The 21,090-nt window shown below is 64.0% G+C and carries 19 protein-coding genes; 12 read left to right on the forward strand and 7 right to left on the reverse strand.

Translation table 11 applies throughout. The features are described from left to right. Positions 1–2: 2 nt before the first annotated feature. The gene (gene kaiC / locus ISG32_RS16540; protein ID WP_194772119.1) at positions 3–1,745 is read right to left on the reverse strand and encodes a circadian clock protein KaiC; all 1,743 of its coding nucleotides are present in this window, start codon (positions 1,743–1,745) and stop codon (positions 3–5) included. 523 nt (positions 1,746–2,268) lie between these two features. Between kaiC and ISG32_RS16545 the strand changes: the two genes are divergently transcribed. Genes ISG32_RS16545 through ISG32_RS16555 form a run of 3 tightly spaced genes read left to right on the forward strand, consistent with a single transcriptional unit; the run spans position 2,269 to position 5,165 of the window. Continuing rightward, positions 2,269–3,261, forward strand: a complete 993-nt coding sequence (locus ISG32_RS16545) for a TRAP transporter substrate-binding protein (RefSeq protein ID WP_194772120.1) — start codon at positions 2,269–2,271, stop codon at positions 3,259–3,261. Positions 3,262–3,290: 29 nt separating this feature from the next. Further along, entirely contained in the window at positions 3,291–3,827 is a 537-nt protein-coding gene (locus tag ISG32_RS16550) for a TRAP transporter small permease (RefSeq protein WP_194772121.1), read from the forward strand. A 27-nt stretch (positions 3,828–3,854) separates the two neighbouring features. Next, positions 3,855–5,165: a TRAP transporter large permease gene (locus tag ISG32_RS16555; RefSeq protein ID WP_194772122.1), complete on the forward strand. Its 1,311-nt coding sequence runs from the start codon at positions 3,855–3,857 to the stop codon at positions 5,163–5,165. Between the two features lie 115 nt (positions 5,166–5,280). Here the strand turns inward: ISG32_RS16555 and ISG32_RS16560 are convergent, their stop codons facing one another. After that, positions 5,281–5,622 carry a DUF4148 domain-containing protein gene (locus ISG32_RS16560; RefSeq protein WP_194772123.1) on the reverse strand — a complete coding sequence of 114 codons (342 nt, stop codon included), beginning with the start codon at positions 5,620–5,622 and terminating at the stop codon, positions 5,281–5,283. A gap of 214 nt (positions 5,623–5,836) precedes the next feature. Here ISG32_RS16560 and ISG32_RS16565 point away from each other — a divergent pair, with 214 nt between their 5' ends. After that, positions 5,837–6,160 (forward strand): hypothetical protein, encoded by a 324-nt coding sequence (locus tag ISG32_RS16565; protein ID WP_194772124.1) that lies wholly within the window; start codon positions 5,837–5,839, stop codon positions 6,158–6,160. 14 nt (positions 6,161–6,174) lie between these two features. On the opposite strand, the gene imm45 is transcribed toward ISG32_RS16565, so the two are convergent. The 4 genes from imm45 to ISG32_RS16585 all read right to left on the reverse strand — a co-directional run bounded on the left by imm45 (position 6,175) and on the right by ISG32_RS16585 (position 12,579). Further along, positions 6,175–6,585, reverse strand: coding sequence for an Imm45 family immunity protein (gene imm45, locus ISG32_RS16570; protein ID WP_194772125.1), 411 nt, complete (start codon positions 6,583–6,585; stop codon positions 6,175–6,177). A gap of 171 nt (positions 6,586–6,756) precedes the next feature. Continuing rightward, positions 6,757–9,903 (reverse strand): efflux RND transporter permease subunit, encoded by a 3,147-nt coding sequence (locus ISG32_RS16575; RefSeq protein ID WP_194772126.1) that lies wholly within the window; start codon positions 9,901–9,903, stop codon positions 6,757–6,759. A gap of 18 nt (positions 9,904–9,921) precedes the next feature. Further along, complete coding sequence (locus ISG32_RS16580) at positions 9,922–11,313, reverse strand: efflux RND transporter periplasmic adaptor subunit (protein WP_194772127.1); 1,392 nt, start codon at positions 11,311–11,313, stop codon at positions 9,922–9,924. Between the two features lie 6 nt (positions 11,314–11,319). Then, the gene (locus ISG32_RS16585; protein ID WP_194772128.1) at positions 11,320–12,579 is read right to left on the reverse strand and encodes a TolC family protein; all 1,260 of its coding nucleotides are present in this window, start codon (positions 12,577–12,579) and stop codon (positions 11,320–11,322) included. A 221-nt stretch (positions 12,580–12,800) separates the two neighbouring features. Between ISG32_RS16585 and ISG32_RS16590 the strand changes: the two genes are divergently transcribed. Together ISG32_RS16590 and ISG32_RS16595 are read left to right on the forward strand one after the other, a co-directional pair. Beyond that, entirely contained in the window at positions 12,801–13,490 is a 690-nt protein-coding gene (locus ISG32_RS16590) for a heavy metal response regulator transcription factor (protein WP_194772129.1), read from the forward strand. After that, the gene (locus ISG32_RS16595) at positions 13,487–14,857 is read left to right on the forward strand and encodes a heavy metal sensor histidine kinase (protein WP_194772130.1); all 1,371 of its coding nucleotides are present in this window, start codon (positions 13,487–13,489) and stop codon (positions 14,855–14,857) included. Before ISG32_RS16590 ends, ISG32_RS16595 begins: the two co-directional genes overlap by 4 nt. A gap of 6 nt (positions 14,858–14,863) precedes the next feature. Here ISG32_RS16595 and ISG32_RS16600 read toward each other — a convergent pair whose 3' ends face one another. Continuing rightward, positions 14,864–15,625, reverse strand: a complete 762-nt coding sequence (locus tag ISG32_RS16600; protein WP_194772131.1) for an IclR family transcriptional regulator — start codon at positions 15,623–15,625, stop codon at positions 14,864–14,866. 202 nt (positions 15,626–15,827) lie between these two features. Here ISG32_RS16600 and ISG32_RS16605 point away from each other — a divergent pair, with 202 nt between their 5' ends. The 6 genes from ISG32_RS16605 (at position 15,828) to ISG32_RS16630 (ending at position 21,074) form a co-directional block, all read left to right on the forward strand. Continuing rightward, entirely contained in the window at positions 15,828–16,841 is a 1,014-nt protein-coding gene (locus ISG32_RS16605) for a Bug family tripartite tricarboxylate transporter substrate binding protein (RefSeq protein ID WP_194772132.1), read from the forward strand. Positions 16,842–16,909: 68 nt separating this feature from the next. After that, a complete protein-coding gene (locus tag ISG32_RS16610) occupies positions 16,910–17,872 on the forward strand; it encodes an amidohydrolase family protein (RefSeq protein ID WP_194772259.1) in 963 nt (320 codons plus the stop codon). Between the two features lie 14 nt (positions 17,873–17,886). Then, positions 17,887–18,876 carry a Bug family tripartite tricarboxylate transporter substrate binding protein gene (locus ISG32_RS16615; protein ID WP_194772133.1) on the forward strand — a complete coding sequence of 330 codons (990 nt, stop codon included), beginning with the start codon at positions 17,887–17,889 and terminating at the stop codon, positions 18,874–18,876. A 65-nt stretch (positions 18,877–18,941) separates the two neighbouring features. After that, positions 18,942–19,628: an RraA family protein gene (locus ISG32_RS16620; protein ID WP_194772134.1), complete on the forward strand. Its 687-nt coding sequence runs from the start codon at positions 18,942–18,944 to the stop codon at positions 19,626–19,628. Further along, positions 19,625–20,563 carry an NAD(P)-dependent oxidoreductase gene (locus tag ISG32_RS16625; protein ID WP_194772135.1) on the forward strand — a complete coding sequence of 313 codons (939 nt, stop codon included), beginning with the start codon at positions 19,625–19,627 and terminating at the stop codon, positions 20,561–20,563. Before ISG32_RS16620 ends, ISG32_RS16625 begins: the two co-directional genes overlap by 4 nt. Before the next feature lie 64 nt (positions 20,564–20,627). Further along, positions 20,628–21,074 (forward strand): hypothetical protein, encoded by a 447-nt coding sequence (locus ISG32_RS16630; protein ID WP_194772136.1) that lies wholly within the window; start codon positions 20,628–20,630, stop codon positions 21,072–21,074. Positions 21,075–21,090: the final 16 nt, after the last annotated feature.

Here is a 21,090-nt window from a genome sequence, read left to right on the forward strand (position 1 = left end):
GGCTACTTCCTGTCCTGCTTTTTGCGCCGACCATTGGATACGGTGCTGCGCTCCGCGGAGATGCTGCGGGCGCGGTTCAGCGCGCCTTCGGCTTCCAGCTTTTCGCGTGCAATATCGAACTTGACTTGGCCTTCCCGCTCGCGCTCGGCCACATTCAGTGCGGCGATCTGGGCGTCCAGCGCCTTGCGCCGGTCCGAGAGATCGCGCATGCGGCGCTCGTGGTCGCGATCACGCAGGGCCGTCGTTGCCTGCACCTGGGCCTCGTGGGCGACGCGCGCGGTGCCGGTCAATACCTGGTCGCCATACATGTAGACATCAATCAGGTCCACGCCATGGTTGGAAAACACGAATTCACGCACCTGGTTGGAGTGCGGCATGCCGCGTGACTTGAGTACCTGCAGCGTGCGGGTGCGCTCTCCATTGAATGCGATGTTGCTGAGCCACAGCCACGTGTCCATCAGCGACGATACGCCGAGTTGAGAGCCGGGCGTGCCGGCGCTCTCGGTGTTCAGGCTGGTGAACAGCGCGGTGATGCCTTCGGTCTTCAGAAAGTCGATCAGGCGCATCAGCGCCAGTGCCAAGTCGCTCTCGTTCTGGTGGTTGGTCAGGTTGCTGATGGGGTCCACGGCGACCACGCTGGGCTTGAACTCGGTCACGTGGTTGTACATCTGCACGAGATGCTGCTCCAGCCCCTGCAGCGTGGGGCGCGTGGCTTCAACCCGCAGCAGGCCCTTGTCGATCCAGCGCTGCAGCTTGATGCCGATGGATTGCATGTTGCGCACCAACTGGCTGCACGCCTCTTCGTAGGCGAACAGAACGGCGCGCTCGCCGCGCGCACAGGCCGCATCCACGAAGGCAGCGGCGACGCTGCTCTTGCCGGTGCCGGGCGATCCCGAAATCAGCAGGCTGCTGCCGCGGTACACGCCGGCGCCACCCAGCATCCGGTCCAGCCCGACGATGCCGGTGGACACGCGCTCGTTGGAGACCTGGTGCTCCAGCGTGAGCGAGGTGATGGGCAGCACCGAGATACCGTGGGCGCTGATGAGAAACGGGTATTCGTTGGTGCCGTGGGCGGAGCCGCGGTACTTGACCACGCGCAGGCGCCGGGTGGAGACCTGGTCGATGATGCGGTGGTCCAGCAGGATCACGCAATCGGCGACATACTCTTCGAGACCGTAGCGGGTAAGCGCATTGTTGCCCCGCTCGCCGGTGATGACGGCGGTGACGCCGCGCTCCTTGAGCCAGCGGAAAAGACGGCGCAGTTCGGCGCGCAGGACGGCATGGTTGGCGATATCGCTGAACAGCGTCTCGATCGTGTCGAGCGCCACACGTTTGGCGCCCACGGAATCGATGGCATGGCCGATGCGGATGAACAGGCCCTCCAGGTCGTAGCTGCCGGCTTCCACCAGCTCGGCAGGGTCCACGCGGATGAAGTCCATCGCCAACTGGCCCTTGCGCTGCATCGCGTCCAGGTCGTAGCCGATGGAGCGCATGTTGGCGGTGAGCTCTTCGGCTGTCTCTTCGAAGAGGATGATGGCTCCCGGCTCTTTGTACTGAGCCGCGCCCCGCACCACAAACTCCGATGCCAGCAACGTCTTGCCGCAGCCCGCCGCGCCGCACACCAAGGTGGGCCGCCCGGTCGGCAGCCCGCCTCCGGTGATTTCGTCGAGGCCTCGAATGCCGGTGGGCGTCTTCGCCAGCGTCAGGTCTGGACGGACGGCTTTTTTGGAAGAATTGCTGCGCATAGGCATAACACCTTGATAGAAATTATACGTAGTCAACCTGTACTGCGATTGACTGATTGTATTGTCAGAATCCCGGATGCTATAGGGCTCCTCTCACAACCACTCCCTGTCCGGCGCCGCATTCAAACTTGGAGGTGCTGATCGTCCGGCAACAGCCACCGTTGTTTCGGAACGGATTGCAAGCACCCGACGGGACGGCGAGACGACGCGGAAACGACGGTGAAACGACGCTAAGGTGTGTCTGGCTCGGCATGTGTCACTGGCGGTTTCAAATGATTCAGGGAAATGCCTAATATCAGGCAGAAAGTGACGATGGGTACATTCCTCCGGGAAGGGGCCGCAAAAGCGGCCCTTTGACGTCGATTTCGGATGCATGCGCTTTCACGTGCACCATCTGCGTGCAGGCCGAGTGCCGCTTCGACGCTGGTTGCGAATCGCAGGTCGCAGGAGTTTTTGGGGTGACGGGCGGATGGGCGGACGGGCGGAAAAAGGGTTTTCGACATCACTTTTTTGGAGATATTCCATGAAGCGCGGACTTTTCACACTTTCGGCGGTTGCGTTGTTCTCCTTGACCTGCGCGGTGGCCCAGGCGCAGACGAAATGGGACCTGGCGGCCGCCTATCCCGCGTCGAACTTCCACACAGAGAATCTGACCAAGTTCGCGGCCGACGTGGATCAGGCGACGGGGGGCAAGCTCAAGATCACGGTGCACGCGAACGCGGCGCTGTTCAAGGCCAACGAGATCAAGCGCGCGGTGCAGGGCGGTCAGGCGCCCATCGGTGAGGTCCTGCTCGCCAATTTCGAGAACGAGAACCCCATCTATGGCGCGGACGGCATTCCGTTTCTCGCCACGTCCTACGCGGATGCCAAGCGCCTGCTGGACGCGCAGCGTCCCGTGCTCGACAAGCTGCTGGCCTCGCAGAACATGAAGCTGCTGTACTCCGTGGCATGGCCGTCGCAGGGCATCTATTCGAAGAAGGAGCTTGCCTCCGTGGCCGATCTGAAAGGCATCAAGTGGCGTGCCTACAGCCCGGCCACCGCCAAGATCGCCGAGCTGGTCGGCGCGCAGCCGGTGACGATTCAGGCCGCCGAACTCTCGCAGGCGATGGCGACCGGCGTGGTCGAGGCGATGATGACGTCGAGCTCCACCGGCTACGACAGCAAGATCTACGAAAGCATCAAGAACTTCTACGACCTGCAGGCCTGGCTGCCCAAGAATGCGGTCATCGTGAACAGGAAGGCGTTCGATGCGCTCGACAAGCCCACGCAGGATGCGCTGGCGGCCGCAGCCGCAGCCGCCGAAAAGCGCGGCTGGGCGCTGAGCCAGGAGAAGACGGCCTTCTACATGAAGGGCCTTGAGGACAAGGGCATGAAGATCCACAAGCCGTCGCCCAAGCTGGCGCAGGACATGCGCCAGGTGGGTGACGTGATGCTCTCCGACTGGCTGAAGAAGTCCGGTGCCGATGGCGAGGCCATCGTGAGCGCGTATCGCAAGAGCGCGCCGGCCGCCAAATAAAAGCAAAAAGCAGGCGGGAAACCTCCATCATGCTGCGTCGCTTTCTTGATCGCCTGTACCTTGCTGCAGGCGTTTTGGGAGCCAGCTGCATCGCCCTGATCTGCGTGCTCATGATCGCCCAGAGCATCATGCGCGAGTTCGGGGCGCGCACTGGCGCGATCAACGACATCGTCGCCTGGCTGTGTGCCGCGGCGGCCTTTCTGGCCATGGCCTATGCGTTCAAGAACGGCGACTTCGTGCGCGTGACCCTGCTGCTCGAGAAGGTCAAGCCCGCGCATCGCCGGGCGCTGGAAATCCTCTCGCTCGTCATCGGCAGCGTTTCGACGGCCTATCTCGCATGGTCGGCGTGCCTCTTCACCTACGAGAGCTGGGAGTTCAACGACATCGCGCAGGGCCTGCTGCCGCTGCCGATGTGGATTCCGCAGATGACCTTCGCGGTCGGCTCGGTGCTGCTGCTGGTGGCCGTGGTGGACGAGCTGGTCATCGTGCTCCGGGGCGGCGTGCCGACCTTCGTGCGCGTGGTGGAAGAGCGGCATGCGCGTGGCGATTTCTCGTCCGACATTTGACGACGACATCGATCCAGAAAGAATCCCATGGACGTTCTGATGATAGGCGGCATCCTGCTGCTGTTGATGATGCTGCTGCTCAGCGGCGGAGTCTGGATCGCCATGACGCTGGCGATCTGCGGTTGGGTCGGGCAGGCTTTTTTCACCAGCACGCAGCCGGGCAAGAACCTGTTCTCGGCCTTCTGGGAAAGCAACGCGAGCTGGGAGCTGGCGGCCTTGCCGCTGTTCATCTGGATGGGAGAAATCCTGTTCAGAACCAAGCTCAGCGAGGAAATGTTCGAGGGCCTGAGTCCCTGGCTCAACCGCGTTCCCGGCCGCCTGATGCACACGACGATCCTCGGCTGCGGCATCTTCGGCTCGGTGTCGGGCTCGTCGGCTGCAACCTGCGCGACCATCAGCAAGGTCGCCCTGCCGGAGCTGCTGCGCCGTGGCTACGATGAAAAACTGGCGCTGGGTTCGCTCGCCACTGCCGGCACGCTGGGCATTCTGATTCCGCCGTCGATCACCATGGTGGTCTATGCGGTGGCGGCGGACGCTTCGATCATCCGCATCTTTCTGGCCGGGTTCCTGCCGGGCATTCTCCTGATGCTGCTGTTCTCGGGCTACATCGGCTGGTGGAGCCTGCGCAACCCGGGCAAGGTGCCCGCGGCCGATCCACCGTCGAGCTTCATGCAGAAGGTGAAGAAGTCCGGCAATTTGATTCCGGTCGCGGTGCTGATCGTCTTCATCATTGTCGTGCTCGTCACCGGCTACGCCACGGCGACGGAATGCGCGGCTTACGGCGTGTTCGGCTCGCTGGGCCTCGCGCTCTGGAGCCGCACGCTGACCTGGGAGAACTTCTGGGAAGGCCTGATGGGTACCACCCGCACCAGCTGCATGATCATGTTCATTCTGGCGGGTGCGGCCTTTCTCACCAAGACCATGGCGTTCACCGGCATCCCGCGCGAACTGGCCGAGTGGGTGAACTCGATGCACCTGTCGCCGTTCGCGCTGATCAGCGTGCTCGTGGTTGTCTATCTGGTGCTGGGCACGGCGCTTGACGGCATCAGCATGATCGTGCTGACCAGCGCGGTGGTGCTGCCGATGATCCAGCAGGCGGGCTTCGACCTGATCTGGTTCGGCATCTTCATCGTGCTTTTGGTGGAGATCGCCGAAGTCACACCACCCGTGGGCTTCAACCTGTTCGTGCTGCAGAACATGACCGGCAAGGACAGCACGACCATCGCCCTCGCGGCCATCCCGTTCTTCTTCTGCCTCGTGGTGTGCATTCTGCTGATCACCGTGTTCCCCGAGATCGTGACCATCCTGCCGGATGTCGTCATGGGCAAGGAAAAATAGCACCGTTTCTTCGTTTGCGCGCGGATTGACGGTGTGTCTTCGTTGAATTCCAATTGCACCTTGCCAGTCTGAAGTTTCCAGCTGGCAAGGTGCCTTTTGGCCTCAATGATGGTGATCAGCCGCGCATCATTTCAAGCCTCGCCTTGCGCTGCGCGGGGCTTTCGTTCTTCAGTTCATCCATCACCTGCTTGCGCGTCATCGTTGAGTCTTGAGATTCCAGCGGGGGATAGATGCTGCTGCGGAAGCGGTCCGTTCCGCCGTTCTTCACGAACTCGGCCGTCTCGGCCTGCATCTGGGTACGGGTCTTGTCGCTCTTGAAATGCTCGGGATGGATCACGTAGCCCTTCTCCGAATGGGTGGAGTGGATGTAGCTGCTGGCCGATGCGGTGCCTGCTGCGGTGAAGCCCATGGCTGCGAACGTGAGAGCGGCGAGGAGGGTATGGCGAGTCTTGCGCATGATGATGTCGGAGCCTTTCTTTCCAATCGGTTGAAATCATCTCGAAGCGGATGCTTGCGAGATAGGTTCATTGTTGAAAATGGGCACTGACAGGATGGCAACGGGATCATTACATTGCTGCAATGCGCTGCTGTGGCTCATGCGACCTGCGAGGTTCGCTGCATTGGGCTTTGGTAGCCAGGTCAGCTCACTCAAATTAATCAGAATGCCGACAATGACTAATTCTTACTTCCAAGACCAGTTGCAGGATTTTCTTAAGAAGGAGCGGCTTGAACAAATTACGGAACTTGGACGGTTGATTTTTCTTTTCTCGCAGGATGCTCGAGGGAACTATTCGGCCTATCCAGAAGGTGTCATCAGCGGCTCAAAAGCTTGGCGTACCAATGAGGTTGTACACCGCATTTCCTCCTTGCAAATGGCTATTGGCTATGGGGAAAAGGAGGATATAGATTCGTTTATCGATGGCGTTTTCCAAACTTTGGATCGCCATATGGAGCAGATGAAAATTTCCCAGACCTTTTTTGTCCAGCTTCGATGATCGCTCATGGCCGACTACGGCACGTGAAGGTCGCGAGACTCCGATGGCGCATCGCCTTCAATCCGAGCCTCAGCCGGATAATTCTCGATCACCTGAACGAGGTGAAGCGGGCACTCGGGATAAATCCACTTCGCCCAGTTGGCGACGATCCACTCGGTGGACAGTGCTTGTGCATCCGCTGCCTTGGCTTCTGCCGGCAGTCGCACGAGAACGTGACCGGCCTTGTAGCCGGTCGCGACGATCAGGGCAAAGCCGCAAGGCGAGTCATGATCGATCACCACCATGAAGTCGACGACAGTCTCATATGGCCAAACGGCCTTGAGGCATCGAAACACCGTCCCGCGGAAAACGGCCTTGGACGGCCCGCTCGAAAGCTGGCTCCAGCCGGGCTTGACTCCAGCGATGACGGGTCCCTTTGTCAGCATGTGCGGGTCACTCCCCAAAGTCGGTGGCAGACCACCGGTGCGCGGCCATTTGCCATTGCGAAGTTGGCCGTTGCTTCTGTTGCATCGAAATTGTACGGTTTGATCCGACCAACCAGAGCGCTGCCTCCGGCTGTGAGTTCAAAGGACCCGGAACGCCTTACGCCTTGTGCCTTACGTCTTCACGTCCCCTTCCTCCGACGGATCCTTTCGGTGAACCAATCGATAGAGCAGCGGCAGCACCAGCAGCGTCAGCACCGTGGACGACAGGATGCCGCCGATCACGACCGTCGCTAGAGGTCTCTGCACCTCGGCGCCTGTGCCGGTGGCGATTGCCATGGGGACGAATCCGAGCGATGCGACCAGTGCCGTCATCAGCACTGGACGAAGACGCGAGATGGCGCCTGTGTGCACGGCTTCGGGGACTGACATGCCGGTTTCGCGCAGGCCGCGTATCGATGAAATCATGACGAGGCCGTTGAGCACGGCGACGCCCGAGAGCGCGATGAAGCCGATGGCGGCGGAGATCGACAGTGGGATGTCGCGCAGCCACAGCGCAAGAATGCCGCCGGTGAGCGCGAATGGAATGCCAGTGAAGACGATGAGCCCGTCGCGCACGTTGCCGAACATCGCGAACAGCAGCGTGAACACCAGCAGCAGGGCGGCGGGCACCACGATCTGCAGGCGCTTCTGGGCGGACTGCATGTTCTCGAACGTACCGCCCCAGCGCGTCCAGTAGCCGCTGGGCAGGGCTACGCCGTCAAGCTCGCGCTGGGCCTGTTCGACGAACGAGCCGATGTCGCGGCCGCGCACGTTGGCGCTCACGACGATGCGGCGCTTGCCGTCTTCCCGGCTGACCTGGTTGGGGCCGGGGGAGAGGTCCAGCGATGCGACGGCGGAGAGCGGAACAAAGCCCTGGCGGCTCTCGCCCACGCGGGGCAGCGCGATGGGCAGGCGCTCGAGCGCTGCGAGGTCGCTGCGGATGGATTCGGGCAGGCGCACCTGGATGTCGAAGCGCCGGTCGCCTTCGAACACGGTGCCCGCCTCCTGGCCGCCCATTGCGGTGGCGATGGTCTGCTGCACGTCGCCCATGTTGAGGCCGTAGCGCGAGGCCTTTTCGCGGTCCACCTGCACGGTGAGCATTGGCAGACCGGTGGTCTGCTCGACCTTCACCTCGGAAGCGCCGGGCACTTTCTGCAGCATCGCGGCGATGGACTGCGCGGTGCGCTCAAGCACCTGCGTGTCGTCGCCGAACACCTTCACCGCCACGTCGCTGCGCACGCCGGAGATCAGTTCGTTGAAGCGCAGCTGGATCGGTTGCGAGAACTCGTAGTTGCTGCCCGGAATGGCTTCGACGACCTGCTGCACGGCGGCGAGCAGGTCCTCGCGGCTGCGCTTGGGGTCGGGCCATGCGGCGCGTGGCTTGAGCATGATGTAGCCGTCCGAGATGTTGGGCGGCATGGGGTCGGACGCGATCTCGGCCGTGCCGGTGCGCGCGAAGATGCGGTCAATCTCGGGGAATTGTTCCTTGAGCGTTTTCTCCAGTTGCATCTGCATTTCAAGCGACTGCGTGAGGCTGGTGCCGGGCACGCGCAGCGCCTGGATCGCGAAGTCGCCTTCGTTGAGATTGGGCGCGAACTCGCTGCCCATGCGGGACGCGAGCAGCAGACTCAGCGTCACGGCCACGACGGCGGTGGCGATCACCACCAGCGGCATGCGCATCACGCCGCCAAGCAGCGGCTCGTAGGCCTTGCGCGCCCATGTCATGAGGCGGTTTTCCTTCTCGGCCACGCGCTTGCCGATGAACAGCGCGATCGCAGCGGGGATGAAGGTGATCGACAGAATCATGGCCCCGGCGAGCGCCAGCACCACGGTCAGCGCCATGGGGTGGAACATCTTGCCCTCGACGCCGGTGAGCGCAAAGATCGGCAGGTACACCGCCATGATGATGAGCTGTCCGAAGAGCAGCGGCCTGCGCGCTTCCTTGGCGGCGGCGAAGACTTCGTGAAAGCGTTCGCTGCGCGTGAGCAGCCGGCCCTTGTGCTGCTGGGCGTGCGCGAGGCGCCGCACGCAGTTCTCGACGATGACGACCGCGCCGTCGATGATGATGCCGAAATCCAGCGCGCCGAGACTCATCAGATTGGCGCTGATGCGGTAGTGCACCATGCCGGTGAAGGTGAACAGCATTGACAGCGGGATGATGAGCGCCGTGATCAGCGCCGCGCGCAGATTGCCGAGGAACAGGAACAGGATGACGACGACCAGCGCCGCGCCTTCGACCAGATTCTTCTTGACCGTGGCGATCGCCTTTTCGACCAGCGTGGTGCGGTCGTAGACGGTGACGATCTTCACGCCCTCGGGCAGGTTCTTGCGGATGGAGTCCATGCGCGCATCCACGGCCTTGGAGACCATGCGGCTGTTCTCGCCGATCAGCATGAAGACGGTGCCAAGCACCACCTCGCGACCGTTGTCGGTGGCCGCGCCGGTGCGCAGCTCGCGGCCCGGCTCCACATCTGCCAGATCGCGGATGCGCACCGGCTGACCCTGGGCGGTGGTGACGATGACGTTTTTCAGATCGTCCACGTTGCGCACCTGGCCGGGGGCACGGATCAGATACTGCTCGCCCTGGCGCTCGATGTAGCCCGCGCCGACGTTGGTGTTGTTGTTCTGCAGCGCGGTGACCAGCTTGTCCATCGAGATGCCGTAGGACACCAGTTTGTCGGGATGCGGCGCGATCAGATACTGCTTGGCGAAGCCGCCGATCGAGTTGATTTCGGTGACGCCGGGCACGTTGCGGAGCTGCGGCTTGATGACCCAGTCCTGTATCTCGCGCAGATCCATCGGTGTGTAGGGCGTGCCGTCTTCCTTCTTCGCGCCGTCCTCGGCCTCCACGGTCCAGAGGTAGATTTCGCCGAGGCCGGTGGAGATCGGTCCCATGCTCGGCGAGATGTTGGCGGGAAGCCTTTCGCGCGCTTCCTGGATCCGTTCGTTGACGAGCTGGCGCGCGAAGTAGATGTCCGTGCCGTCCTTGAAGATGACGGTGACCTGCGAGAGCCCGTAGCGTGACAGCGAGCGGGTCTGCTCCAGATGCGGCAGACCGGCCATCACCGTCTCGATGGGGTAGGTGATGCGCTGCTCGGTCTCGAGCGGCGAGTAGCCGGGGGCCTGCGTGTTGATCTGCACCTGCACGTTGGTGATGTCGGGCACGGCGTCGATGGCCAGACGCTGATAGCTGAAGACGCCGAGAACCGCCATCGCGCACACGGCGATGATGACCAGCCAGCGCTGCTCTATGGCGAAGCGGATGATGCGCTCAAACATGGGATGTACCGCTTCCTGTCAGTGCGTGTGCTCGGCGGATGCCTTGCCCAGTTCGGCCTTCAGCATGAAGGAGCCATTCCGGACATAGTCCTGCCCGGCCTTGAGCCCGGAGACCACTTCGGTGGTCTTGCCATCGCTGCGGCCCAGCTGGACTGGCTGGGCCCTGTAGCCGCCATCCGCAGGCACGAACACCACGCTCTCCTTTCCATCGGGGCGCTGAATGGCCGCGGCCTCGACCGCGACCGGCACCTGCGACTCGTCGGCCAGCACGCTGACGTCGACGAACAGGCCAGGCCGCCACATGCCCTTGGGATTGGCCAGCGCCACGCGCGCCGGGGCCGCGCGCGACTGCTCGCCGATCAGCGCACCCACATAGGCGACCTTGCCCTCGGCGCGCGATTCAAATGCCGTGGCGCGCACCGTCACTGACGAGCCCACGCGCACGAGAGGCAACTGGGGCGCGGAGACGTTCATCTCGGCCCAGACCGACCCGAGGTCGGACACGGTGAACGAGGCCGTGTTCTCCGCGACCGATTCACCGACCGTGAGGTGCTTCTCGACCACGGTGCCCGAGATCGGCGAGCGCAGCTCGTAGCCGCTGGCACCGCCCGTACCCGCGCCGATGGCCGAGAGCTTCTGCGACGCATTGGCGACGGCGATCTCCGCCTCCTGCATGGCCTGGCGGGCCTGCAGGTAGTCCTGCTCGGCGGAGATCTTTTCCTCCCACAGCTGCTTTTCGCGCTGGAAGGTGGTGCGCGCCAGCGCGAGGCGCTTCTGCGCGGTCTGCAGCTCGCTGCGCTGGTCCGACACCGTCGCGCTCTGGATCACCGCGAGCAGCTGGCCCTTGCGCACCTGTTCGCCCAATCGTGCGTGCACCGAGGCCACCACGCCCGCGACGCGCGGCACCACATGGGCCGTGCGGTCTTCGTCGAAACGGATTTCGCCGGGCAGCGTCAGCAGCTTGCGGATGGCGGCGGGACCGGCCTTGCCGAGCGTGATGCCAATGGCGCCGGACTGCGCTTCGCTGAGTTTGACGACGCCTTCCTCTTCTTCGTGATCATGGCCATGCTCGTCGGCCTGGGCCTTGGTCACGACAGCCGGTTTGCCTGTTTTGGCTTCGGCTTCGTCATCGTGATGTTCGTGATCGTCGTGAGCTGCCGCCTCCTTGTGATCGCCGGGCTTGGCGGGTTCGGCAGCTGTGGGGGCTGTAGCGGTTCTAGCGGGCTTCTCGTCTTGGTGCTCGCCATCCTTGTGCGAGTCCGCATCGGCGTGCCCGGCGGATGCTGCCGGTGCACCGGGCGTGCGCAGGATGAGCGCGCCACCCACCATGCCGCAGGCCAGAATCACGGCCACGGCTATCCAGTGTTTGGGCGTGGTGAGGGAGGAGTCGAAGGACGTTTTCTCGGACATGATCGTTCAGGTTCCGGATGGGGTGATGAAGGAGGAGGACGTGCCCAGCAGCCGATCGATTTCGGCGCTCGCGCGATGGGAGTTCATGAGCTGCTCGAGCAGCAGGCGCTGGGCGTCGAACAGCGTGCGCTGCGCATCGAGCACATCCAGAAAATTGAACTTGCCGAGCGTGAAGCCGCGCACAGCCACGTCGTAGGCCGACTGCGCCGTGGGCAGCACCTGCGCTTGCAGCAGCGCGACCTGCCGGTTGCTGCCCAGCCATTGCTGCCGGGCGGCAAGCACCGAGGCCTGCAGCTGCAACCGCTGCTCCTGCAGTTTCTGTTCGGCCTGATCCACCTTGCGCAGCGCCTGCAATTGATTGCCCGCGTTGCTGTCGAACAGCGGCAGCGGAATGCTGACGCCCAGCACCACCTGATTGCGACCGACTTCGCTCGCGCGCTTGACGCCGAGGCTCAGTGTCGGGTCCTGCGTGCGCTTGGCGCGTTCGAGTTCCGACGCCGCGCGGCTCTGCTCGAGCGCGTGCTGCGCGAGCACCATGGCGGGCGATTGGTTCAGGCGCTCTTCGATCCGCTCGAGCGAGGGGGGCTCCACCGGGACCGAGAAATCTCCCTTGGCCTCGCCGATCTCGGCGGCCTTTCCGCCCCAGAGCGATGCGAGGTTCTGCTGCGCGACCAGCACCTGCGACTGCGCCTGCTGCACCTCGAGCCCGGCATTGGCCTCGGCCACCTGCGCACGGCTGGCCTCGAGCGGCGGCACCTTGCCGGCCTGCACGCGCTTGTGCGCGGCGTCGAGCGCGCGGGCCGCCAGTTCCTGCGTCTGGCGCGCCCATTCCACGCGCTGCTGGGCGAGCAGCAGATCGTTGAAATGATTGGCCACCTGAAAGCGCAGCGCCACCTCCGCCTCGGCAAGTGCTGTATGGGCCGTCGCCCGCTCGACTTCCGCGAGCCGCATGCGGGCTTCGCGCTTGCCGCCCAGCTCGATGAGCTGATTGATCTGCACGGTGCTTGAGCGGGTCTGCGAGCGCGTGTCCTCCTGCGTGAAGGCCAGCTCGGGATTCGGGCGCGCCTGGCTTTGCAGCACCGCGCCCTCGGTCGCGGCCGCGCCATGGCGGGCGGCCTGCAGGCCGGGGTTTGCGGCCAGAGACTTGTTCAGCGCCTCGGCCAACGTGGTGCGGTGCGGGGATTCGGCCGAAGCACGGATCGACAACGTGAGCGCGAGCACGGAGACCGCGAGCGCGCGATGCAGCGGAAAGGAAGGGGAGGCCATGTGTGCTTCTCTGGAAATCTGTCGTTCGTTCTTGCGCACAGGGCCGTGAATGCCGCCATCGGAATGAAGCGGCGGAAATCGGGCGGAGGGCCGCTGCCGCTTGCAGCGTCCCCAATGTGCGGCTGCGCAGAATGTAGAGAGCGCCGATGGTCAGCAAGGCGTCGGGAAGATTACAAATTTGTAATCTGCGGCCGCGCGCCAAATCCGGGAAAATGCGCGGCATGAGACTGCTGCTGATCGAAGACGAGGCCAAACTGGGCGAGTACCTGCGCAAGGGCCTCGCCGAAGAGGGCTACGTGGTGGACGTCGCGACCGATGGCATCGAAGGCCTGCACCTCGCGATGGAGCTGGACTACGACGTCATCATTCTCGACGGCATGCTGCCGGGAATCGACGGTCTGTCGGTGCTTGCGGCGCTGCGCCAGACCAAGTCCACGCCGGTGCTGATGCTCACCGCGCGCGCCGATGTCGAAGACCGGGTGCGTGGGCTGCAGGGAGGAGCCGACGACTACATGATCAAGCCGTTCGCGTTCTCGGAACTGGTCGCGCGCATCCAGGTGCTGCTGCGCCGGGCCCAGTCCCATCCCTCGTCACCCGAACCCACGGCGCTGCGCGAGGCCGATCTCGAGGTCGACCTGATCCGCCGCCGGGCCGTGCGCGCGGGCGTGCGGCTGGAGCTCACCGCCAAGGAGTTCAACCTGCTCGCGCTGCTGCTGCGCAGGCAGGGCGAGGTGCTCTCGCGCACCGAGCTCGCCTCGCAGGTCTGGGACATGAATTTCGACAGCGAGACCAACGTGGTGGAAGTCGCGGTGCGCCGCTTGCGCATGAAGGTGGACCAGCCGTTCGCGACTCCGCTGATCCACACGGTGCGCGGCATGGGCTACGTGCTGGAGAGTCGAGAGCAGCCATGAGCAATGCGACCAGCGGCGTTCCGCATCTGGGGCGGCGGCTGTCGCGCTGGCTGGCGCTGCTGTCGATGCTGGGCCTCGGCGCGGTGAGCATTGCGGTCTACCTGGTCTTCGACACCACGCTGTCCGCGCGCCAGAAAGACATGATGGACCAGAAGCAGCGCGCGCTCGTCCATGTGCTGGCCGACGACAGCACCGAGCACAAGGGCAAGTCGCTGGGCCACATGCTCACCGATTTTCTCGCGGGGCATGACGACTACTCCATTTTCATCGTGGACAAGGACGGCGCTGTGCTCTACGACAGCCGCGTTCCCGCGCTCGGGTCCGAGCACACGCTCAAGCGCACGTTCGCGGTGAAGGTCACGTCACCCTACATGGACCATGTGCATGACGCCGTCGCCACACTGGTGATGGATCGCCGCCCCGACGACGCGCTGCTGCGCGCGCTTGCCTGGACGCTGTTCGCGTCGATGATCGCCGGCTCGCTGCTGCTGTCGCTGTTCGGCGGACTGCTGGTGCGCAGCAGCCTGCGGCCCATCCAGTCGCTGGTCGCGCAGATCAGCGAGCTGTCGGCGCGGGATTTTGCGCGCCGGCTCGATGGCGGCGGTCTGCCGCAGGAACTGCTGCCGCTGGTCACCCAATTCAATGCGCTGCTGGACCGTCTGTCCGACGCGTATCGCCAGTTGGAATCCTTCAACGCCGACGTGGCGCACGAGATGAACACGCCGCTCGCCACGCTGATATCGAGCACCGAGGTGGTTCTCAGAAAGCCGCGCGCGGTGCAGGAAATGCGCGAGGTGCTCGAGTCCAATCTGGAGGACCTGCGGCGCATCGCGGGCATCGTCGGCGACATGCTGTTTCTCTCGCGCGCGGACCGCGGCGTCGGCGCGCGCGAGACCCGCGTCTGCAGCCTCGCTGGCGTGGTGAACGACGTCGTGGAGTTCTACGAGGCGGTCGCGCTCGACGCGAATCTCAAGGTCGAGGTGCACGGCGACGCCGACGCCCGCATCGACGCCCCGCTCATGCGCCGCGCGGTCTCCAACCTGCTGAGCAACGCCACGCGCTATGCCACCTCGGGCTCCACCATCGTCATCGGCATCGATGCGCGCGAGCAGGACGGAGAGCGCGACGCCGTCGCCATGATCAGCGTGACCAATGCGGGCGCCGACATTCCCCAGACCCATCTGCGCCACCTCTTCGACCGTTTCTACCGCGCAGACTCCGCACGCCACAACGCCGACCGCAACCACGGCCTGGGTCTGGCCATCGTGCAGGCCATCGCCAAGATGCACGGCGGCAGCACGTTCGCGCAATCGATGGATGGGCGAACGACGTTCGGAATCGTAGTGCCGGGGCAGGGGGCTGGTTGAGTCCGCTCACGGATGCCAGGAGGCCGTCTGGCGTTGCAAGGGCGTGCTTGAGCTTGCGGCCAGCACATACGAAAGTTTGTTGGCGGCGGTGATCACCGCGGGTGCGAGTTCTTCGAGCCGCGCCTGGGGTAGTCGCGAGGCTGGGCCCGAAATGCATAGCGACCCCAGCAGTCGCCAGTGCATGCCGAATACCGGTGCGGACACGGTGGAGACACCCGATTCACGTTCGCCGATGGACCAGTGGTAGCCGCGTTTTCGTATCTGTTCGTAGAGTTCTCCGGGCTCACCCGCAAAGGCCAGCAGCACGCGGCCCGGCGAGCCCTGATCCAGGGGCAGACCTTCGCCCATGCGTGCATGGTGCCGCAGCGCCTGCGGGCCCTCCACGCGTACGAGACAGGTGCGCACATTGCCCTCGCGCACGTAGAACGCGGCGCTTTCACCGATCTGCTGGGCGAGCTCGCGCAGGGCGGGCTCCAGTTCGTTCTGCACATCGAATCCGGCCTGATACCGCGCACCGAGCCAACCGGCAGCGGGGCCGAGTCGCCACTCACCATTTTCACGCTGCACCATGTAGCCCGACAGCGCCAGCGTGCGCGCGAGGCGCAGCACCGTGGTCTTGTGCAGATTGCAGCGGCGGCTCAGCTCGGCCAGCGGGAGCTGGGATTCTCCGAGATTGAAGGCTTCGAGCAGATGCAGCGCGCGCGTTACCGCGATGACGCCACCGCCTCCCGGGCCGCTGCTTTGTTCGTCTTCAGACGACTCGGACATGTCGTCTGGTTTGACGATGGAGCGGAGCACGCGGGGCTTGCCGATGGGTGATGCAGGGGCAGATTTGGTATTTCTCACAGTGCAATGTGTTTCGTTGTGCGCAACGCTATTGTATAGAGTGAAACTCCTTCGTAAAGTCCGTCCATGTTCGGGATGCCACCCGGATGTGACTTTCCAGACTTTGCATATTCGGAGACAAACCATGGCACATCAACGCATTTCGGGATTTCAACGCGCGCGTCTGCGCCTGGTCGGTGCGGCGGCACTGGGGCTCACGGCGCTCGTAGCACTTGCCCAGCCCGCTGCCGCGCAGGATGGCTATCCCAACAAGCCCGTTCGTCTGATTGTTCCGTTCCCACCCGGTGGCGGCACCGACATGATTGCGCGCGCGGTCGCGCAGAAGATCACGGACCGGACCAAGTGGAGCATCGTGGTCGACAACCGACCGGGCGCTGGCGGCAATCTTGGCGTCGACGCGACTGCCAAGGCGAGTCCCGACGGCTACACGCTGGTGATGGGCCAGACCAGCAATCTGGCAATCAATCCCTGGCTGTATTCCAAGCTGCCATATGACCCGCTCAAGGACCTGGTGCCGGTGGCGCTGGTTTCCTCGGCACCCATCGTCATGGCGGCGGGCATGGACAGCAAGTACAAGACTTTCGCTGACGTGATTGCTGCGGCCAAGGGCAAGCCGGATGCACTCACGCTCGGCTATTCGGGGAACGGCACGGTAGCCCACCTCGCGGGCGAGCAGGCGGAAAACGCCGCCGGCATCACATTGCGCCATGTGCCCTACAAAGGAGCGGCGCAGGCCATGACCGACCTTATGGGCGGCAGCATCGATCTCTACATGTCGGCGATTCCCACGCTGCTTGGACATGTGCGCAACGGCAAGCTGCGCCCCATTGTCGTGACCTCGCTGAAGCGCTCGCCGCAGTTGCCCGATACGCCGACGCTGGCCGAGCTCGGCTACAAGGATTTCGAGGCGATCTCCTGGTATGGCGTGCTGGCCCCGAAGGGCACGCCTGCCGCGGTGGTCGAGAAGCTCAATACCGCCATCAACGAAGCGCTGACCCAGCCCGATGTGATCGAAAAGCTGCGCTCCGAAGGCGGCGATGTGCTCGGTGGTACTTCGCAGAAGTTCAGCCAGTTCCTCGCGGCCGAAGTGCCGCGCTGGGGGAAGATCGTGAAGGCTTCGGGCGCCAGCATCGATTGAGTACGGCGTTCCCCGGCATCGATCTTCCTTTTTCTTCTCGTTCTTCGTTGCTGACAGGAAATCAAAACATGCAGGATCAATGCAGGGATGCTTCCGCGCCCTTTTCGGCAGGTCATGGATTCCCCGAAACACGGATCCCGGCGGATGGTTGCGATTGCCATGTGCATGTCTACGACCATCGGTTTCCCTCAGCGCCCGAGGCTCGGCTGCATCCACCGGATGCAGGGGTGGAGGAATACAAGGCGCTGCAGCGCAGGATCGGCACGCGGCGCGTGGTGTTGGTGACGCCATCCACCTATGGCACCGACAACCGTTGCATGACGGAAGGCTTGCGCCGACTGGGTTCGGACGTTGCGCGCGGTGTCGCCGTCATTGATGGCAGCGAAAGCGATGCCGAGTTGCAGCACCTGAATGACCTGGGGGTGCGCGGCGTGCGGTTCAACCTGTCGCTGGGCGTGGTCGGTTCGACCGAGACGCTGTTGCCCGTGGCCGAGCGCATCGCAGAACTCGGTTGGCACATGCAGATCCTGATGGCGGCTGATGCGCTGGTGGAGATGGAGAGCGTGTTGCGCCGCCTGCCGGTGCCGATGGTGTTCGACCATTTCGGACGCATCTCTCCCGCCATGCGTGGGCGTCATCCGGCGCATCGTCTGATTCTGGATCTGCTCGATTCCGGCGCTGCATGGATCAAGCTCTCCGGTGGCTACATCGTGAGTGAGCAGCGCAGTGTGGAAGACCCGGCGCTGGATGCGCTCGCCACGGACTACCTGCGCACCGCCCCGGAGCGCGTGATCTGGGGCAGCGACTGGCCGCACGCCACGGCGAGCGCTGGTTTGCAGCCCATGCCCGACGACGCGCGCCAGATCGACCGCCTGGCCCATTGGGCGGGGCAGTCTGCTCGGACGGCCGCGCTGGAACAGGTCCTGGTGCACAACCCGGCGGTCTTGTATGGGTTTGATGTGCCGACCGCAGCGTCAGCCACATCAACAACCATGCCGACGGCGGTTGCTACCGACTTTTTCATTTCATAACTCACGAGAACCTCATGACGTCTCTTCACTCGATTTCTCGACGCGACCTGCTTGCGGCAATTGGCGCGAGCATCGCCTTTGGCCCCGCTCTGGCGCAGGACAACTGGCCCAAGGGACGCGTCATCACCTGGGTCGTTCCATATCCTCCGGGTGGCAGCACCGATGTGCTTGGGCGCAACGCGGCGCAGCGCGTGGGTGGTGCGCTGGGCACCAACGTCATCGTCGACAACAAGCCCGGTGCCACCGGAACCATCGGTGCAGCGTTCGTCGCCAAGGCGACGCCTGATGGCTACACGCTGCTGGGCACCTCGATCGGTCCGCAGGCGATTGCGCCGCACCTGATGGGCAAGCTTTCCTACGACCCGATTGCTGGATTCGAGCCCGTCGTCACCATTGGCACCATTCCGCACATTCTGGTGGTCGGTGCGAAGCAGCCGTTCCATACGGTGGCCGAGTTGATCGCGGCGGGCAAGGCCCGGCCGGGCAAGCTGGCTTTTGCTTCGGGCGGCAACGGAACGATTCTGCAAATGCAGGGCGAGCTGCTGCAGCAGCGCACGGGTGCGAGCTTCATCCACGTTCCGTACAAGGGCGACACGCCCGCGCTGCAGGACACGCTGGGGGAGCAGGTGCAGTTCATGTTCGCACCGGCAGCGGCAGCACTTCCGCATGTGCAGGCTGGAAAGCTGCGTGCGCTGGCGGTCACATCAAGCGCGCGTCTGTCGGCGTTGCCTGATGTGCCTGTCATGGCGGAAGTGGGTCTGAGCGATTTCGTGGTCGAGCAGTGGCAGGCGGTCTTTGCACCGGCCAAGACACCGGCCGTCATCGTCCAGCGGCTGAATCAGGAAATCAACGCGGCGCTCAAGGACCCAGCCGTAGTCGCGCTGGCGGACAAGCTTGGCGTGACGCTTGTGGGCGGATCTCCGGCGCAGCTCGCCGCAACGCAGAAGGCCGACTTCGCCAAGTGGGGCAAGGTCATTCGCGAAGGAAACATTCAAGCGGGTTGAGCCCGCCGATCCACGCCGTTCTTACCTCCTTACTTTCATTCATTGTCAAGCGCAAACACACCATCATGAACCAGCTCCCCGAAATCATCCGAAACATCGAACGCGTCGCAAGCGACGTCGTTCAGCAGGCAGGCACTTTCCAAGCCGCCATCCTCGCCGACGTGGCGGGTCGGCGCGGCACCATGCACAGCCGCGTTGCTCCAGTGCACAAGCGCATGAAGCTCGCCGGTCCGGCCTTCACCGTGGAGGTGCGCCCTGGCGACAACCTGATGATCCACGCGGCCATCGCGCTGGCCCGTCCCGGCGACATTCTGGTCATCGACGGCAAGGGCGATCAGACCGCTGCGCTCATGGGCACGCTGATGCTCAGCGCCTGCAAGAAGCTGGGGCTTGGTGGCGTGATCGTCGATGGCGCGATTCGTGATCGACTCGAGCTGCTCGATCTGGACTTTCCGGTATTCAGCGCGGGCTTCAATCCTGCGGGCCCGACCAAGTTCGTGCCTGGGCGCATCAATCATCCGATCTCCGCGGGTGGCGTGACCGTGAATCCGGGCGATCTGGTGGTGGGTGATGCCGATGGCGTGGTGGTGATAGAGCGCGCGAAGGCCGCCGCGATGATGCCGTTGGCTGTCAGGAAGGTGGCCGATGAAGCGACCCGCATCGAAGCCATCGCGCGTGGCGACACGGCATCCGCGTGGCTGCCGGCCGCACTGCGTGCCGCCGGTATGCTGAAGGAAGGAGAAGTGCTTTGAGCCAAGGATGCATTCTGATCACCGCCGCGGACCTTGCTCCGCAGGCGCTCGCGCTGCTGGCCGACTACGACATCGTCTACGCAGGAAAGACCCCCACCGAAGATGACATCGTGGCGCTGTGCCGCGAGCATGATCCGGTCGCCATCATCGTGCGTTACAGCAAGGTGGGCGCGGCGGCCATGGATGCGGCGCCATCGCTCAAGGTCATCTCCAAGCACGGCAGCGGCACCGACACCATCGACAAAGTCGCTGCACAGCAGCGCGGCATCGAGGTGGTGGCCGCCATCGGCGCCAACGCCTCGGCCGTCGCGGAGCAGGCGCTGGCGCTGCTGCTGGCCTGTGCCAAGTCGGTTCCGCAGCTCGATGAGCGCATGCATGAAGGCCTCTGGGACAAGGCCACGCACAAGAGCCTTGAGCTTGGTGGCAAGACCATCGGGCTTGTGGGCATGGGCGCCATCGGCCAGCGTTTCGCGCGCATGGCTGCGGCACTGGACATGCGCGTGCTCGGATTCGACCCCTATGCCAGGCATTGGCCCGAGAACGTGGAGCAGGCCGATCTGGAGACCATCTGGCGCGAGTCGGACGTGGTCTCGCTGCATTGCCCGTTGACAGAGGACAACCGCCAGATGATCAACGCACAGACCTTGGCAAAGTGCCGCAAGGGAGTGATCATCGTGAACACAGCGCGCGGTGGCCTCATTGACGAAGCGGCCCTGCTGGCGGCGGTGCAGGTCGGACAGGTCCGCATGGCGGGGCTGGACAGCTTTGCGGTGGAGCCGATGACGGCGGGCCATTCCTTCCAGAACCAGCCGGGCTTCATCCTCAGTCCGCACATTGGAGGCGTCACCGGTGACGCCTACGTGAACATGGGGCTGGGCGCGGCGCGCAACGCGCTTGCCGTGCTGGCGAAGTCCGGCGGAACCATCGCGGCCTGATCTGACTTCTGACTGTCTGGGGCAGCAGGAGCCGGCAGAGAGCGCAAGCCGCTACCATTCGCGCATGACAACGATCGCCGCATGCACCTCTGCAAGACAAGTCCTCTCCGCCCAACGGGAACGCCTGCGCGACGACGCGGCGCTTCAGTTGGCGGTCACTGGATGCATCGAGGTCGAGCGGTCAGGTTTTCCTGAACAGTCGATCTTCGACGCCGCTTTGCACTGCGAAGATTGCGCGCAGTGTCAGGCTTGGGCGGGAGCGTTGCTTGACGAGCTGAATCCCGAGCGTGTGACGCGGCGAGGGCGTGTCGCGCGGTACTGCTGCCTGAGCATGTTTGACGCGGTGACCTCACTCGACGCGCGCGTGCGCTTTTCGTTCGAGCTCTTTCGCTATGAAGACCCGTGCTGGTGCATCAATGGCGAGTACGTCTTCGCGAGACACTGCCCGTGGTGCGGTACGCGGCTGCCGGATGGGGCGTTCGAGGAGGATGGGGCGCCTCCCTCGGATTGAAGGAGGACGCCAGCTC

Source organism: Diaphorobacter caeni, assembly GCF_015354245.1.
In the GTDB taxonomy this organism is placed as follows: domain Bacteria; phylum Pseudomonadota; class Gammaproteobacteria; order Burkholderiales; family Burkholderiaceae_C; genus Diaphorobacter_A; species Diaphorobacter_A caeni.

Bases quoted from the DNA above. Each gene is read 5' to 3' on its own strand.
- kaiC (WP_194772119.1), bottom strand. From the start codon at position 1,745: ATGCGCAGCAATTCTTCCAAAAAAGCCGTCCGTCCAGACCTGACGCTG.
- ISG32_RS16545 (WP_194772120.1), top strand. From the start codon at position 2,269: ATGAAGCGCGGACTTTTCACACTTTCGGCGGTTGCGTTGTTCTCCTTG.
- ISG32_RS16550 (WP_194772121.1), top strand. From the start codon at position 3,291: ATGCTGCGTCGCTTTCTTGATCGCCTGTACCTTGCTGCAGGCGTTTTG.
- ISG32_RS16555 (WP_194772122.1), top strand. From the start codon at position 3,855: ATGGACGTTCTGATGATAGGCGGCATCCTGCTGCTGTTGATGATGCTG.
- ISG32_RS16560 (WP_194772123.1), bottom strand. From the start codon at position 5,622: ATGCGCAAGACTCGCCATACCCTCCTCGCCGCTCTCACGTTCGCAGCC.
- ISG32_RS16565 (WP_194772124.1), top strand. From the start codon at position 5,837: ATGACTAATTCTTACTTCCAAGACCAGTTGCAGGATTTTCTTAAGAAG.
- imm45 (WP_194772125.1), bottom strand. From the start codon at position 6,585: ATGCTGACAAAGGGACCCGTCATCGCTGGAGTCAAGCCCGGCTGGAGC.
- ISG32_RS16575 (WP_194772126.1), bottom strand. From the start codon at position 9,903: ATGTTTGAGCGCATCATCCGCTTCGCCATAGAGCAGCGCTGGCTGGTC.
- ISG32_RS16580 (WP_194772127.1), bottom strand. From the start codon at position 11,313: ATGTCCGAGAAAACGTCCTTCGACTCCTCCCTCACCACGCCCAAACAC.
- ISG32_RS16585 (WP_194772128.1), bottom strand. From the start codon at position 12,579: ATGGCCTCCCCTTCCTTTCCGCTGCATCGCGCGCTCGCGGTCTCCGTG.
- ISG32_RS16590 (WP_194772129.1), top strand. From the start codon at position 12,801: ATGAGACTGCTGCTGATCGAAGACGAGGCCAAACTGGGCGAGTACCTG.
- ISG32_RS16595 (WP_194772130.1), top strand. From the start codon at position 13,487: ATGAGCAATGCGACCAGCGGCGTTCCGCATCTGGGGCGGCGGCTGTCG.
- ISG32_RS16600 (WP_194772131.1), bottom strand. From the start codon at position 15,625: ATGTCCGAGTCGTCTGAAGACGAACAAAGCAGCGGCCCGGGAGGCGGT.
- ISG32_RS16605 (WP_194772132.1), top strand. From the start codon at position 15,828: ATGGCACATCAACGCATTTCGGGATTTCAACGCGCGCGTCTGCGCCTG.
- ISG32_RS16610 (WP_194772259.1), top strand. From the start codon at position 16,910: ATGCAGGATCAATGCAGGGATGCTTCCGCGCCCTTTTCGGCAGGTCAT.
- ISG32_RS16615 (WP_194772133.1), top strand. From the start codon at position 17,887: ATGACGTCTCTTCACTCGATTTCTCGACGCGACCTGCTTGCGGCAATT.
- ISG32_RS16620 (WP_194772134.1), top strand. From the start codon at position 18,942: ATGAACCAGCTCCCCGAAATCATCCGAAACATCGAACGCGTCGCAAGC.
- ISG32_RS16630 (WP_194772136.1), top strand. From the start codon at position 20,628: ATGACAACGATCGCCGCATGCACCTCTGCAAGACAAGTCCTCTCCGCC.